Here is a 15,445-nt window from a genome sequence, read left to right as displayed (position 1 = left end):
GATTATTGGTCCTCAGCTGCTGCAACCGCTGGGTTTTCCGCAGGCAGATTGGTGTTGTTGTCGCCCAACATAATGTGGTCAAGGATCTGGCGCATGAGCGTACCTACAGCCGGACCGGCACCACCGTTTTCGAGGATCATCGCGACGGCGACCTCAGGTTTATCGTAGGGCGCGAATGCCGTCATCAGCTTATGGTCGCGTAAACGTTCGGCGATTTTATGCGCATTATAGGTTTCGTTGGCTTTTAGACCAAAGACCTGCGCAGTACCGGATTTCGCGGCAATTTTGTACGGTGCGCCAGCAAAATATTTGTGTGCGGTACCGTTGGGGCGGTTCGCTACGCCGTACATACCGTCTTTGGCGATTTCCCAGTAACCGGAGTGAATGTCACCGACGGGAGGTTCATGCGGCTGTACCCACGGCACTTGCTTGCCGTTTTCCGCTGTGCTCATCAGCAGATGTGGGACTTTGACCATGCCGTCATTGATAAGGATCATCAGCGCCTTACTCATCTGGATAGGGGTTGCTGTCCAGTAGCCCTGACCGATACCGACCGGAATTGTATCACCCTGGTACCACGGCTTTTTAAACCGTTTTTGCTTCCATTCGCGGGTAGGCATGTTACCTGCGCGCTCTTCGGCGAGATCGATGCCAGTGTAATGGCCGTAGCCAAATTTACTCATCCACTCCGAAAGTCGATCTATCCCCATATCATAGGCGATTTGATAGAAAAACGTATCTGCCGACTCTTCCAGAGAGCGGGTGATATTCAGATGACCATGGCCCCACTTTTTCCAGTCACGGTAGCGTTTTTCAGAGCCGGGCAACTGCCACCAGCCTGGATCGAACAGGCCGGTATTACGGGTAATCACGCCCGCGCTTAACGCGGAAACCGCCACGTAAGGTTTAACCGTTGAAGCAGGGGGGTAAACACCTTGCGTCGCGCGGTTAACCAACGGGGTATTGGGATCGTTAAGTAACCCTGAATAATCTTTACTGGAGATACCATCTACAAACAGGTTAGGATCGTAGCTGGGCATTGAAACCAGCGCCAGTACACCACCGGTGCGCGGGTCTGTTACGACAACGGCGGCGCGGCTACCCGCCAGCAGCGTTTCGATATACTGCTGAAGCTTCAAATCAAGCGTGAGATAAATATCATGCCCGGCCTGCGGTGCGACCTCTTTTAACTGGCGAATGACGCGACCACGGTTGTTTACTTCAACTTCTTCATAACCGGTCTGGCCGTGAAGTACATCTTCGTAATAGCGCTCGATACCCAGTTTGCCAATATCGTGGGTGGCAGCATAGTTGGCCAGCTTGCCGTCTTTATCCAGGCGTTCAACGTCTTTATCGTTGATCTTTGATACGTAGCCAATAACGTGAGTCAGCGCTGAGCCGTAGGGATAGTAACGGCGTTTGTAGCCTTTTACTTCGACGCCAGGAAAACGGTACTGATTAACGGCGAATCGCGCCACCTGCACTTCCGTCAGGTTTGTTTTCACTGGGATTGAAGTGAAGCGATGGGAACGTGAACGCTCTTTCTTAAAGGCGGCAATATCGTCGTCATTCAGATCAACCACGCTCCGTAGCGCGTCCAGCGTTTGCTGAACGTTATCGACCTTCTCCGGCATCATTTCTATTTGATAGATGGTGCGGTTTAGGGCGAGGGGAATGCCGTTGCGGTCATAAATGATGCCGCGGCTGGGCGCGATAGGCACCAGTTTGATACGGTTTTCGTTTGAGCGGGTCTGATAATCAGTGAAACGAACGATTTGCAGATTATAAAGGTTGGCGATCAGCACACCGGTGAGCAGCAAAATCCCCAAAAAAGCAACCAGCGCCCGACGCACAAACAGCGCGGACTCAGCCGTATAGTCGCGAAAAGAATTCTGTAGTTTCATCCGCTGCTTAATCTACTCAAGACTCAATGATCACTCACGGTGATATGGATGGTTGGTGGTAATGCTCCACGCCCTGTATAGACTCTCTGCTACCAGTACCCGAACAAGCGGGTGAGGAAGGGTTAATGCAGAGAGTGACCAGCTTTGTTCCGCTGCGGCTTTACAGGCTGGGGACAGTCCTTCCGGTCCGCCAATCAGGAGACTGACATCACGACCATCCAGTTTCCAGCGTTCCAGCTCGGTTGCCAGCTGTGGCGTATCCCAGGGTTTTCCGGGAATATCGAGGGTGACGATGCGATTTTTGCCTGCGGCAGCCAGCATCTGTTCACCCTCTTTGTCGAGAATGCGTTTTATATCCGCGTTCTTGCCGCGTTTTCCTGCCGGGATTTCGATAAGCTCAAAGGGCATGTCTTTTGGAAACCGGCGGAGATACTCCGTAAACCCGGTTTGCACCCAGTCAGGCATTTTTGTACCCACAGCGACAAGTTGCAGCTTCACGCATTAACTCCAGAGTTTTTCCAGTTCGTACAGGCGACGGCTCTCTTCCTGCATAACGTGGACAATCACATCGCCGAGGTCAACAACGATCCAGTCAGCTACGTTCTCGCCTTCTACGCCAAGCGGCAACAGGCCAGCTGCGCGGGATTCCTGAACAACGTGGTCAGCGATAGACATGACATGGCGGCTGGACGTGCCAGTGCAGATAATCATGCAGTCAGTGATACTGGATTTGCCCTGAACGTCTAAGGCGATGATGTCTTGACCTTTCAGGTCATCAATTTTGTCGATTACAAAATCCTGGAGTGCTTTACCCTGCAAGTGTTCCCCCTGGGTGAAAAGAGTTAAAAACGTCTGTTAGTATACCTGAACCAGAGGCGATATCGGGACAAATGTCTCCGAAAGCGCTTTTGAAGTGCGCTATCATCCCACCCCACGCAACAGAATGCATCGCCATTTTTGTAAAACAATTTCTGCAAAGCTCTGAAGGGCGGGAAAAGTCAGGCTGCGGAGAATAGCAGCCTGTCATGGGGTGTCAATGGGCGAAAGGCTCCTGAGCAGAAAAAACAGAGCTTTCACTCACCTTCGTGCCAAACTGCCCGGCTATTCAGGACTTTCAGCACGGCAAAATTGTCACAGAAATCAATCGCGCTCCAGCAACCTTGTTCGACGCGAAAATGCCACATTGACGCCGCAGGCATTGACAGAAGACGGGCGATCAACACGCTCAAAACACCCTGATGGCTGACCACAAGCAGGTTCTCGCTTTCTTTATAATCAGCCAGTTGTGCAATAAACCGTTCAACGCGTTGTGAAAACGCCTGAAATCCTTCGCCATTGGTCGGCGTTGCATTTTTCCAGTCGTTACACCATATGGCGTAATTCTCTGCGTCCTCACGCGCAAGGTCGCGATGATGACGCATTTCCCAGTCGCCAAAGAACATCTCGTTTAGCTCAGGCATAATACGTAGCGGAACATCGCGATCCGCCAGGATCAACTGTGTCGTATGGCGAGCTCGCTCAAGTTCACTGCACAGCACGTGTTCAACAGGAACGTTGCGTAACAGCGTCGATAACGTTTTGGCCTGAGCAATTCCCCGCTCAGTCAACGACGTAGGCGCATGGCCGCTGTATAATCCGGCCACATTGGCTTCGGTTTCTCCGTGGCGTACTAACCAAAGTCTCATTGTTTCCTCGTGAGGCTATTCGCACAAAATATGATGTTTGCCCTGATTGCGCAGAGATTTTTCAATAAAATACTCTTTTTTAAGTGGAGCGGCACGATGTCTTTATTGAAGAGCGCGCATGGTGGGAACACACGAGAAGCCGCAGCATTGTTGGGCATCCCGCCTGAGCAATTGCTGGATTTTAGCGCGAATATTAATCCGCTGGGTATGCCAGCAAGTTTAAAACGCGCGCTGATCGACAATTTGGATTGCGCTGAACGTTACCCGGATGTCGAATACGCCCATCTGCACGCTGCACTGGCAGAGCATCACCACATTCCGTCCTCGTGGATCCTCGCCGGAAACGGTGAAACAGAGTCAATCTTTACGCTGGTTAATAGCCTGAAGCCGCGCAATGCGATGATCGTTATCCCCGGATTTGCTGAATACCGCCGGGCGCTGCAATGGGGTGAATGCGCAATACATGAATTTGCGTTGCGTGAAGAAGACGGCTGGCAGCTTACTAATGCCATTCTCGATGCGTTAACGCCGCAACTGGACTGCCTTTTTCTCTGTACGCCCAACAACCCTACCGGGCTGTTGCCTGATAACCACCTGCTACAAGAGATTGCAAAACGTTGTGAAACCCTCGGAATTGCCCTGATCCTTGATGAAGCGTTTATTGATTTTATTGCTGGTGAGCAGGGATTCATCCCGCTGTTGCAAGCGAATCCACATATTTGGGTACTGCGCTCACTAACCAAGTTTTATGCGATCCCTGGACTGCGTTTGGGGTATCTGATCAACAGCAATGAGCAGGCCGTCGCGCACATGCGCAGTCGGCAAATGCCCTGGTCAATCAATGCATTTGCCGCCCTGGCGGGAGAGATGATCCTGCGGGATAGCGCCTATCAACAGGCAACATGGAAATGGCTGGAGCAAGAAGGGAAGCGTTTTGATCAGCAGTTGAAAAATCAGCCCGGTTTAACGGTTTATCCTGGTCTGGCAAATTATCGCCTGTTGCGTTGCGATCGGGCTGGTATTGATCTGCAAAGATCGCTACTCGAGCAGCATATTTTGATCCGCAGTTGCGCTAACTACCCGGGGCTGGATGCGCGTTATTACCGGGTAGCTGTTCGTGGAGAGGAGGAGAATAACCGTCTGCTGGCGGCATTAAGCCTCACGCTTAACGGTACAGCCCTTGCTGATTGATATAGTCCAGAACGGAACCGGGCAATAAGTCGTCGCATGGCTCGCCCTTTTCGATACGCTCGCGAATAAGCGTGGCGGAAATATTGAACCACGGCGTTTCTGCCAGGTAAATCTTTCCTGAGGGAAGGTTGTGTAAGTCATCTGGCGTGTGGGTCAGATGACGTTCCAGCCATTGTTGATGCCGTTCCTGAACCATTTCCAGCGGATACCCCGGACGTCGACATACGATGAGGTGGGTATTGTCCAGGATGGTGTCGGAGTCGTGCCAGGAAGGGAAGGTGAGCAGCGAGTCCTGACCAATAATAAAGGCCAGCGGAACCTCCGGACCTTGCTCCGCGCGCCACTCTTTTAGCGTCTGTGCGGTATAGGAGGCGGTATCACGTTTCAATTCACGTTCATCCAGGATAAACAATGGCTTATCGGCGATTGCCAGTTCAACCATATGCTTACGCTGTGCACTGGAGGCCTCAGGTTGTGCACGATGGGGCGGCACATTATTAGGCATGATGATGACCCGGGAAAGGCCAATCAGATTAGCCAGAATTTCAACGGGTTTAAGATGACCATAATGCACCGGATCAAAGGTGCCACCGAACAGAGCCTGCAATGATTTCATATCAACCATCAATAAATACATCGGCCAGTGGTTTATGGCACAGCAAAAGGGAAAGTCCCTCAAGCTCAGCCCATACTGACTGACCGTAGTCTTGTTTAAGCGTTATTTCCGTACGTGTTAGCAGCGTCACTGCCTGACGTAGCTGCTCAGGAGACAGCCGATTTAGCGCATCTCCCATCATGCCACGACGATTTTGCCACACCCGATGTTTATCAAACAACGTGCGTAACGGCGTATGGGTAGACTGGCGTTTAAGATTTACCAGCAGCAATAGTTCACGCTGCAGAGTTCGCAGCAGAATGACCGGTTCACTACCTTCAAGGCGCAACTGCTGCAAAATGTGCAACGCGCGTTTGCTTTTGCCCATCAGCAGCGCATCCACCCAGTGGAAGGGGGTAAAGTGCGCGGCATCGTTAACGGCTTGCTCCACGCGCGGAAGCGTGAGTTTGCCATCGGGCCAGAGTAATGATAATCGATCCAGCGCCTGTGCCAGCGCTAACAGATTGCCTTCATAGCAATAGCACAATAGCTGGTTGGCGGCGTCATCCAGTTGCAGGTTATTTTGCTTCGCCCTTGCAGCAACCCAGCGCGGAAGCTGTGCCTGCTCTGGTGTCTGGCAACTGATCTGGACCGCATTGCTTGCCAGTCCGCTATACCATGCGGCATTTTCCTGCGCTTTGGTCAGCTTATTGCCGCGAACAATCAGCAGCAGATCGTCATGGAGCAGGGTGACGAGCGTGGCAAGCTGTTCGTTAATCGCTGCATTTGGACCATTTTCGGGCAACTGCAGGAGCAAGGTCTGACGGCTGGCAAACAGGCTCATTGCCTGGCACAGTGAAAAAATAGCGCCCCAGTCGGTGCTGGTGTCGATGGTGAAAGCGTGGTGTTCTTCGAACCCTTGCGTAGCGGCAGCCAGACGAATCGCGTCCTGGCTTTCCTGTAACAGGAGGGGATCGTTGCCCAGTAGTAAATACGCCGCGCGCAGCCCTTCTTTGAGCTGTGCGCGGAGTTGTTCAGGGTACAACTTGAGCATCAGTTACCCAGCGTGGTGGAAACACGCGCCGGAGAAGATGCTGGCGCTGCTGTTTTCGTCACCGCAGGCTGTACATCATCACTGGATGACTGAGCATCGGCGATATGTACGCTTGGCAGCTTACGAATCAACTGTTCGGCTGCTTTGTCATACATCTCTTTGATGATCATATCCTGCTCGTTATCCTTCGCCAGTGCCGCTTGTGGGTTGTCAAAGAACGAACGATAGACTTTAGCGCTGATCGGATAAATATCATGTCCAGGGATCAATACCGAGGCATTGACTGACATCACCATCTGGTATTCAGCCGTTTGACCGTTCTGGAACACAGACGCCGTATCCTGAGAGATGCTGACCGTACCAAGACGTAAGGACGTGACATCTTTACGCATTGAACCGTCTTCAAGCAACTCCACGCCGTTAAGACGCAGCTGATTACGTACCGCGCGGCTTAAGGGGCCGTTCGGATCGCCTGAGTTCAGAATCATAGTTTTCATCGTGGGGGGCACCTGCGTGGTACTACGCAGATGCCAGCCACACCCGGCGGTGACCAGCACCACCAGGGATAACAACAATGTTGTCAGATGTCGCACGCTTCCTCCCGCGCTTAGCCAACGACCAGATTGAGGAGTTTACCTGGTACATAAATCACTTTACGTACGGTAACGCCATCAAGATATTTTGCCACCAGGTGTTCCTGGCCAGCACGTTCACGAACCTGCTCTTCAGTGGCGTTTACCGGAACGGTGATTTTGCCACGTACTTTACCGTTAACCTGGACAACAACCAGCGTAGAGTCTTCGACCATTGCGCTTTCGTCAGCAACAGGCCATGGCGCGTTGTCGATATCGCCTTCGCCTTTCAGCGCTTGCCACAAGGTGAAGCAAACGTGAGGGGTGAACGGGTTCAGCATACGTACAACGGCCAGCAACGCTTCCTGCATCAGGGCGCGGTCCTGTTCGTCTTCGGTCGGTGCTTTCGCAAGCTTGTTCATCAGTTCCATAATTGCCGCAATCGCGGTGTTAAAGGTCTGACGACGGCCGATATCATCGGTAACTTTAGCAATAGTTTTGTGAACGTCACGGCGCAGAGCTTTCTGATCTTCGCTCAGGCTTTCAACGTTCAGGCTGGCAACATCACCCCTGGAGGTGTGCTCATAAACCAGTTTCCAGACACGTTTCAGGAAGCGGTTTGCCCCTTCAACGCCAGATTCCTGCCATTCCAGGGTCATATCAGCCGGAGAGGCAAACATCATAAACAGACGTACGGTGTCCGCGCCGTAACGCTCAACCATCACCTGCGGGTCGATACCGTTGTTTTTAGACTTGGACATTTTGCTCATGCCGGTATACACCAGCTCATGACCTTCCGCGTCCTTCGCTTTAACGATACGGCCTTTTTCGTCGCGCTCAACGATCGCGTCAACCGGAGAAACCCAGTTACGTTCGCCGTTTGCACCAACGTAGTAGAAGGCATCTGCCAGCACCATGCCCTGACACAGCAACTGTTTCGCTGGTTCGTCAGAGTTCACCATGCCCGCGTCACGCATCAGTTTGTGGAAGAAGCGGAAGTAGAGCAGGTGCATGATGGCGTGTTCAATACCGCCAATGTAGATGTCAACCGGCAGCCAGTAGTTCGCGGCTTTAGAGTCCAGCATGCCTTCCTGATACTGCGGGCAGGTATAGCGCGCGTAGTACCATGAAGATTCCATAAAGGTGTCGAAGGTGTCAGTTTCACGCAGCGCAGGCATACCGTTAACGGTGGTTTTCGCCCACTCAGGATCGGCTTTGATCGGGCTGGTGATACCGTCCATGACCACGTCTTCCGGCAGAATAACCGGCAGTTGATCTTCCGGGGTTGGCAGTACGGTGCCATCTTCCAGAGTAACCATCGGGATCGGCGCGCCCCAGTAACGCTGACGGGAAACACCCCAGTCGCGCAGACGGTAGTTGACTTTGCGCTCACCAACCCCTTTAGCGACCAGTTCGTCGGCAATGGCGTTGAACGCGTCTTCAAAGGACAGACCGTCAAATTTACCTGAGTTGAACAGCACGCCTTTTTCAGTCAGAGCCTGTTCGGACAGATCCGGTTCTGAACCGTCAGCAGCCAGAATGACCGGCTTAATGTTCAGACCGTATTTGGTGGCAAATTCGTAGTCGCGCTGATCGTGGCCAGGAACGGCCATTACAGCACCCGTGCCGTATTCCATCAGCACGAAGTTCGCTGCCCATACCGGGATCTCTTCGCCAGTCAGCGGGTGAATCGCTTTAAAGCCAGTGTTGACGCCTTTCTTCTCCATGGTTGCCATTTCGGCTTCGGCAACCTTGGTGTTGCGGCATTCGTCGATGAAAGCCGCCAGTTCCGGATTGTTTGCCGCCGCTTTCTGCGCCAGCGGGTGACCCGCTGCAACCGCCAGGTAAGTGGCACCCATAAAGGTGTCCGGGCGGGTGGTGTAAACGGTGAGCGTGTTGTCATAACCGGTGACATCGAAGGTGATTTCCACGCCTTCAGAACGACCGATCCAGTTACGCTGCATCGTTTTCACTGTGTCAGGCCAGTGATCCAGGTTATCCAGGTCGCGCAACAGTTCGTCAGCGTAAGCGGTGATTTTGATAAACCACTGTGGGATCTCTTTACGCTCAACTTTGGTATCGCAGCGCCAGCAGCAACCGTCGATAACCTGCTCGTTCGCCAGTACGGTTTGGTCGTTCGGGCACCAGTTGACCGCAGAGGTTTTCTTGTACACCAGGCCTTTTTTATACAGCTCGGTGAAAAACTTCTGTTCCCAGCGGTAATATTCCGGGGTGCAGGTCGCCAGCTCGCGGCTCCAGTCATAACCGAAGCCCAGCATTTTGAGCTGGTTTTTCATGTAGGCGATGTTGTCGTACGTCCATGGTGCCGGGGCAGTGTTGTTTTTAACCGCCGCGCCTTCAGCTGGCAGGCCGAACGCATCCCAACCAATGGGCTGCAGGACGTTTTTGCCCAGCATACGCTGGTAACGGGCAATCACGTCACCGATGGTGTAGTTACGTACGTGGCCCATGTGTAGTCGACCAGAAGGATAGGGAAGCATAGACAGGCAGTAATACTTCTCTTTGCTCTCGTCTTCGGTAACTTCAAATGTGCGCTTCTCATCCCAGTGAAGCTGTACTTTGGATTCTATCTCTTCCGGGCGGTATTGCTCTTGCATGGCAGCCAGTGGTCCTGTTTTCAATACAGCTACAAACGTAGCTTTAGATGTGGTGTTTCAGATCCGCATAGCATAGCCCAAACGCCCGCGTCAAAACAGCCTTTCGCGCATTCAGCATTGAATTCTCGCAAGGATAAATCTTGCACGAATTTACATACTCTGTGGACAGTCTTGCAAAGCGTTTCGTAAATAACGTCTATTATTATAGACAGTTAACGACCCAGGAGGCGAAGCGATGAACAAGGTTGCTCAATATTACCGTGAACTGGTGGCGTCACTTAGCGAACGTCTGCGCAATGGCGAACGCGACATTGATGCGCTGGTAGACCAGGCGCGCCAGCGCGTTATGCAGACCGGGGAGTTAACGCGAACCGAAATCGATGAGCTGACGCGGGCGGTCAGGCGCGATCTGGAAGAGTTTGCGCTGAGTTATGAAGAGAGTCTCGACGAGGAGACTGACAGCGTCTTTATGCGAGTGATTAAAGAGAGCATCTGGCAGGAGCTGGCGGATATTACTGATAAAACGCAGCTGGAGTGGCGTGAGGTATTCCAGGATCTGAGCCATCACGGCGTGTATCACAGCGGTGAAGTGGTGGGGCTGGGCAATCTGGTGTGCGAGAAATGTCATTATCATCTGGCGGTGTACACGCCGGACGTGCTGCCGTTATGCCCGAAGTGCGGGCATGACCAATTCCAGCGGCGGCCATTTGAGCCGTAATGCGGCGTAAAAAATGGCCCGGATACTCTCCGGGCCATATGTTTTATACGAGGGGACGCTAACCGGGTTCAGGGAACAATCAGCGTCATGTAAATATTGGTTCTGACATTTCCCGGTACCGCCGCCGACTGGTCGGTCAGATAGGTTAATTTCCCGGCAAAGGTTAACACGATAGAATCATCGCTTCCGCTCGCGGCCGGTAGCGTGTAAGCAGCGAGATTGCGAATCGCACCGTCACTAATATCCCCTCCCGTGCCCATCACCTTCATTTGTACCCCGACGCCTTTCGCCGGATTCTCACCATACGCATCATCCAGCTCATTGGCGAAAACAGTGCCATTATCGCCGTCAACCATTTCGCCTTCAAAACGGATAATAGCCCCGTTGCCATCCGGACCGTTTTTCACACAGTCCCCGGTTATGGTGAGCGTGCTGTTGTTAAATGAGACCCAATTAAAGGTTGGCTGTATTGCCACCTCGCCCATATCGAGATTCATAATTTCTACATTGCCCTTAATTTCACAGGAGGCCTTAATCACCCCAGTGACGCTGATGGGAATATCGACACTCTCCCCCTTTTGCATATACGCCCCACCCATAAACTCCCCAGCCGCCAGGGGCAGACAACTGACCCACAGAAGAAGCGCAGCGCCAGAGTATTTGAATAAATAATTGTTCATAGCGTGTCCCTCGCGCATTACTGAATTTTAATGTTCAACACCGCAGTGGATTGAAACTGGCCGGGTTTTATGTCGCCAAATCGGTAGTAGTAGGCGTAGAGCTTAAACACAAGCTTCGGTGAGACAGAGTCGATATCGCCATCCCGCAAATAGATCGGTTGGCCGAATATCACATCGACTTTGTTCTCTTCGCTCGTATTTCCATCCTCAGTAATGTTGTACTGGAATGTGGCGCCGAGCCCCTCTGTGTAACCGTCACCTTTTACTGAATCCAGAACGTTATCCATCCCCGGATGAAGATTGCCCGTATCACTGATTGTGAATTGCACATTCAGATCGCTGTCGCACCTAATAGGTCCTATCGATTGACGTACCTTCGTTGAGCTAAGCCTTCCAAGACCACCGTGTTCGCCTGGGTCCTCTGCCAAATGGTTGGCCATGGCGGTTCGCATAGTAAAGCTAAGCTCCGATGTTGATGGTACATTGCATGTTGCAACAGCACGGGAGCCGCCGCTAATACCAAAGATAACCGATTCAGAAGGGGTACCCTCCTCTCCCCCAGCTCCCCCAGCGCGCAATTTAAGTATGGGTTGCTCGCTAAAAACCCCGCCTTTTGGGTCCTTTGGGCCAATAGCCAAAAACTCATACTTCGGGTATTTGGCAACAGTGAAGTACCGAGGTAGGGTGTCCTCTGAGGCAGGAATCTCCCAACGCCTGGAGGTAAATGACCCGTTGGTTAACACCACGTCCTTTTCCATACCGGAAAAGTTATTCATTGCAATATCCGCCGTAAGCTTCACCCCGATGCCGGAAATCGACGTTTGCTGCGCATCGTACACCCCCGCAGGGGCGTAGGAGGACACCATCTCCAGCTCTATCCACCCGCCATCTTTATTACACTTGACACTACCGGCAAAGCCGTCACCCACTTCATATGAGACTATCCCCGGGCTCGGCTCGTCGTACTTGTTATAATCCAGCCACACCCCCCCATAAAATAAGCCTGCATCTGATACCGGATCAATCTGACAGTCCGCCAACGCGCTCTGGGAGCATCCTACTGCCAGCGCGCCCACCATGAGTAAAACCAGCTTCCCTTTCATTATTTACATTCTCCTTTGGCCATCGTTACCCCGGTGACCGGCGGTGTCGCCGCACTGTGGTACACCATGCGACAGGATTGATTATTGCCCCACTTCGCCAGCAGCGTGGTGTTATCACTCAGCCCTGCGAGGTACACCTCGCCGTCATTACCGACAATCGCGCTTTGCCCGGCGCCGCTTTCCTGCGTCACCATCGCACCAAACGGCACTACGCTGCCGTTGCTGCGCAGCAAGGTAACCAGCGCTCTTTCACCGACATTTGCCTTGTATTCTGCCCGCACCAGCGCGCCTCGCGTTGGCACCAGCGTCTGGCTGGTTTCTGTCAGATCGATATCTTCCGGCAGCGTTTCGGTATCCAGATTCACTTCGTTTTCACGGTATGGCGTCATGGTGTTCACCACCGTATACCCCCGGAAGTCAGTACGAACCCCGTCGTTATTCGCTACCCGCACACCGGACGCTCCTGGAATTTTCACCAGCGCGTTGGTTTCACCCAGCTCCTGTGCCAGCGTTACCCCGTTGGCGTGAGCGATCACCGACCCCGACATACCGTAGTCGGTCCTTTTGCTATAATCATCGTAACTGTAGCCGCCCTGAACCGTACCGTAGGTCCCGTTGTAGGTTGCGCGCAGGCTGCCGTTATAGGTGTTATCGTCGTCGTCAACGTCGACGTAACCTTGTTGCACACTCCAGTTCAGCGCGTCGCCTTCCAGGGCATAGCCGCTAAGTGTGGCAGAGTGAACCGTGTCGCCACCTTTGGTTGAGTTCATGCTGTAGGTCGCCCATGACTTCGGCAGCAGTTTTTCCAGCGGTACGGAGATACTCAGCGAGAAGACTTCATCTTTGCTGTAGCGTTCGCGCCGGTCATAGGATTGGGTGTTCTTGTTGTAGCTGTAGCCCAGGCTGTAGCTCACCGCGCGCCAGTGGTTGTTCCAGCTTACCCGCCAGGAGTTCATCTGTTGCCCGGTGTTCCAGTAATCCTCGCGTACCAGCGAGCCGGATATTGAACCAAAGTTACCGCCAAACGGTTGGCTCAGGCTGATTTCACCCCGGTTACGACGCCGGTCAGGAAGGATAGGGCCGCTGTTACCCCAGGTATCGAGGATGTCCGCCATCTCATAGTAACCGTCACTGTTGTAGCGGTATCCTGCCATGGTGAGGGTTGTGCCCGTTTCCTGGATAGATTTGCTGTAGCGAATGCGTGATGATTGCCCGCTCTCTTTTACCTCTTCATCAATCGGTTCTTCTGGCGTACCCCAGGATTGCGTGACATCCACAGACAGCGCCCCCCAGCCCCCCATATTTTTACCCAGCCCAATGGCCAGCGACTGGTAATGGCTGGCGAACTGCCCACCGCCGTACAGGGTTAGCCCCCAGGGCAGGCCGTAGCTCGCCGAGGCCTGGGTAAACGACGTTTCATTCACCCCTGAATCATCCGGGCGATAGCGCCCGGTGGTTATTGCATAATCCAGCGTGCCTTCACGCTGCAGGTTGGCCAACGATGCGTACGGCACGACAAAGTTCTGTTCTGAGCCATCCTGCTCTTTTACCGTAACGTATAAATCCCCGGAGCCGCCCGTTGAGTACAAGTCCTTGATGGAGAATGCACCCGCAGAGACATAATTCTGATAAATAACGTAATTGTTTTGCCGGACGATAATCTGCGCGTTAGTACGGGCAATCCCCTGTACTACCGGTGCGTAGCCACGCTGCGAGTCGGGCCGCATGCTATCGTCGCTTTCGATTTGCGCACCGGTAAACGGCACACTGGTAAACACATCGGAATTGGTCATGCTCTCGCCAAGGGTCAGTTGGCTACCCCAGGCCGGAATATTGCGCTGGGCATACGTGTACGCAGAATCCCATTCCTCGCTGCCGTCGTCATTGTGGTTCCACGTCGAGTAGTTGCGGATACGCCAGGCACCGATATTCATCCCCGGCCGCAGGTTGGCGTACCGGCTATCAGATATGTCGCCGCCGTGTCGCTGGCGGGTTTCATCGCCGGTGAAGTCATAGTTGAGGATCAGCGCGTTGATACCTTCATCCCAGTCTTCCGGTGGAATATATCCCCGGATGTCGTTGGCCAGCGCTGCCTGCGGAACGCTTATCTGTAATTGCTGTTTATTAAAATCAAAGAGGGTGGAGAGGCTTTTAATCGCCAGCAGATTCGCGCAGTCATTGCCTTTCTGCGTCAGCGCAGGGTAGGCGGAAACATTGACGCCGTATTTTTTTAGCTGCGCGACGCTGAGGCAAGGGGTTAGCTGGCCGTCATTATCAACGGAGAAGTTTATATTCTGGGTATCAACCCGACGCTTGTTGACCAAAATATCAACGCGATAGTTGCCAGGAGGCTGACCGCCTTTTTCAAACACCGAGAGATCTACCGGCATCTCGCCGGAGCCGGAGTGCTTAAAAAATGCCGAGTTGAAACGCGAAGGCGTGGACATCGCCTTTTTCGTATCCGTGTTGTTTTCAGCCGCGTAAATAGGTGTACAGCTTAATCCACAGGCCAGCATAATTCCCAGCGCCAGCTGGGTTTTATGAAGCGGCGCAGATGTGGTTATTATTTTCATGTCAACCATCCATCAATAAGGATAACTAATCCATCAGTCAAATATGTGTATGGAAATCTTCGCCAACACCACCCTGGTCATTTATTATTGCGAACGATACATCTCCCCCGGTTACGCCTTTCGGTAAATCAAAACGGGCACTTTCGCCTGGGGCCACATAGGTGACGTGTTCCACCTTTTTGCCAGCGACGGTTATTTTGCTGAAGTTAAAATAGTAGGCGGAAGCATTGTTCACCTGAATCTGATTTCCGCTGCGTTGCCAGGTGAGTTTATTTTTTTGGTTAGCCGGAATGAAGTTATCTAATGACTTTGGACGGTAAATTAATTTAATTACCGTATTTATCGCGATCTGAATGCTGTTGTCCGCTTTTGACTCGCTGGGTATGCCTTTAACATTCAGCCAGAATAAAGATTCTTTATTTTCTGGCAGTGGGGTTGTGAGAATAATGCGCAGTACATTCTTTTGCTTAGGGTCAAGGCGGAACAACGGTGGTGTAATGATAAATGGCGCTTTCTGCGCTTTATTACCATCCGGCATCTCAACCCATGACTGTACTAAATAAGGAGAACTGTCAGGGTTTTCCAGGTTAATGGATGCCTCTTTTTTCGCGCCGTTATAAATGACCCGCGTTCCCATTAACGACACGTTGGCATAGGCACTGGATAAGGTGAATGCGCCTAATAGCATACCGATAATGATTTTTTGAATTCCCTTCATTGCTTATTTCCTCGAAAACCAAAATATAATTACA

General features: G+C 52.4%; 14 protein-coding genes. 2 read left to right on the top strand and 12 right to left on the bottom strand.

Annotation, left to right across the window (positions count from 1 at the left end):
- Nucleotides 1-2: 2 nt before the first annotated feature.
- The 4 genes from mrdA to SK36_RS14730 all read right to left on the bottom strand — a co-directional run bounded on the left by mrdA (nucleotide 3) and on the right by SK36_RS14730 (nucleotide 3,589).
- On the bottom strand, nucleotides 3-1,904 hold the full coding sequence (mrdA, locus tag SK36_RS14745) for a peptidoglycan DD-transpeptidase MrdA (RefSeq protein ID WP_045441036.1): 1,902 nt from the start codon (nucleotides 1,902-1,904) through the stop codon (nucleotides 3-5).
- Between the two features lie 30 nt (nucleotides 1,905-1,934).
- The gene (rlmH, locus tag SK36_RS14740) at nucleotides 1,935-2,402 is read right to left on the bottom strand and encodes a 23S rRNA (pseudouridine(1915)-N(3))-methyltransferase RlmH (RefSeq protein ID WP_003022725.1); all 468 of its coding nucleotides are present in this window, start codon (nucleotides 2,400-2,402) and stop codon (nucleotides 1,935-1,937) included.
- Between the two features lie 3 nt (nucleotides 2,403-2,405).
- Entirely contained in the window at nucleotides 2,406-2,723 is a 318-nt protein-coding gene (gene rsfS, locus SK36_RS14735) for a ribosome silencing factor (protein ID WP_045441037.1), read from the bottom strand.
- A gap of 254 nt (nucleotides 2,724-2,977) precedes the next feature.
- Nucleotides 2,978-3,589, bottom strand: coding sequence for an adenosylcobalamin/alpha-ribazole phosphatase (locus tag SK36_RS14730; protein WP_048221865.1), 612 nt, complete (start codon nucleotides 3,587-3,589; stop codon nucleotides 2,978-2,980).
- A gap of 96 nt (nucleotides 3,590-3,685) precedes the next feature.
- Between SK36_RS14730 and cobD the strand changes: the two genes are divergently transcribed.
- Complete coding sequence (gene cobD / locus SK36_RS14725; RefSeq protein ID WP_048222759.1) at nucleotides 3,686-4,780, top strand: threonine-phosphate decarboxylase CobD; 1,095 nt, start codon at nucleotides 3,686-3,688, stop codon at nucleotides 4,778-4,780.
- On the opposite strand, the gene nadD is transcribed toward cobD, so the two are convergent.
- Genes nadD through leuS form a run of 4 tightly spaced genes read right to left on the bottom strand, consistent with a single transcriptional unit; the run spans nucleotide 4,755 to nucleotide 9,619 of the window.
- A complete protein-coding gene (gene nadD / locus SK36_RS14720) occupies nucleotides 4,755-5,396 on the bottom strand; it encodes a nicotinate-nucleotide adenylyltransferase (protein ID WP_136345291.1) in 642 nt (213 codons plus the stop codon). The two genes, cobD and nadD, sit on opposite strands and share 26 nt — an antisense overlap.
- 1 nt (nucleotide 5,397) lies before the next feature.
- Nucleotides 5,398-6,429: a DNA polymerase III subunit delta gene (holA, locus tag SK36_RS14715; RefSeq protein WP_045441039.1), complete on the bottom strand. Its 1,032-nt coding sequence runs from the start codon at nucleotides 6,427-6,429 to the stop codon at nucleotides 5,398-5,400.
- Nucleotides 6,429-7,022, bottom strand: coding sequence for an LPS assembly lipoprotein LptE (lptE, locus tag SK36_RS14710; protein ID WP_048221864.1), 594 nt, complete (start codon nucleotides 7,020-7,022; stop codon nucleotides 6,429-6,431). Before lptE ends, holA begins: the two co-directional genes overlap by 1 nt.
- 14 nt (nucleotides 7,023-7,036) lie before the next feature.
- Nucleotides 7,037-9,619 (bottom strand): leucine--tRNA ligase, encoded by a 2,583-nt coding sequence (leuS, locus tag SK36_RS14705; RefSeq protein WP_136345292.1) that lies wholly within the window; start codon nucleotides 9,617-9,619, stop codon nucleotides 7,037-7,039.
- A gap of 235 nt (nucleotides 9,620-9,854) precedes the next feature.
- On the opposite strand from leuS, the gene SK36_RS14700 reads away from it, so the two are divergent.
- Entirely contained in the window at nucleotides 9,855-10,337 is a 483-nt protein-coding gene (locus tag SK36_RS14700) for a zinc ribbon-containing protein (RefSeq protein ID WP_048221862.1), read from the top strand.
- 68 nt (nucleotides 10,338-10,405) lie between these two features.
- Here the strand turns inward: SK36_RS14700 and SK36_RS14695 are convergent, their stop codons facing one another.
- The 4 genes from SK36_RS14695 to SK36_RS14680 are packed head-to-tail and all read right to left on the bottom strand — an operon-like array spanning nucleotide 10,406 to nucleotide 15,411.
- Nucleotides 10,406-11,017, bottom strand: a complete 612-nt coding sequence (locus SK36_RS14695; RefSeq protein ID WP_048221861.1) for a fimbrial protein — start codon at nucleotides 11,015-11,017, stop codon at nucleotides 10,406-10,408.
- A 17-nt stretch (nucleotides 11,018-11,034) separates the two neighbouring features.
- Entirely contained in the window at nucleotides 11,035-12,120 is a 1,086-nt protein-coding gene (locus SK36_RS14690) for a hypothetical protein (RefSeq protein ID WP_048221860.1), read from the bottom strand.
- Nucleotides 12,120-14,693, bottom strand: coding sequence for a fimbria/pilus outer membrane usher protein (locus SK36_RS14685; RefSeq protein ID WP_082138887.1), 2,574 nt, complete (start codon nucleotides 14,691-14,693; stop codon nucleotides 12,120-12,122). The genes SK36_RS14690 and SK36_RS14685 overlap by 1 nt, the downstream gene beginning before the upstream one ends.
- 37 nt (nucleotides 14,694-14,730) lie before the next feature.
- Entirely contained in the window at nucleotides 14,731-15,411 is a 681-nt protein-coding gene (locus SK36_RS14680; RefSeq protein ID WP_045441045.1) for a fimbrial biogenesis chaperone, read from the bottom strand.
- Nucleotides 15,412-15,445 lie beyond the last annotated feature (34 nt).

Source organism: Citrobacter sp. MGH106, assembly GCF_001037495.1.
In the GTDB taxonomy this organism is placed as follows: domain Bacteria; phylum Pseudomonadota; class Gammaproteobacteria; order Enterobacterales; family Enterobacteriaceae; genus Citrobacter; species Citrobacter murliniae.
Note: the sequence above shows the minus strand (reverse complement) of the source record. Positions and strands in the feature narration are given on the sequence as shown.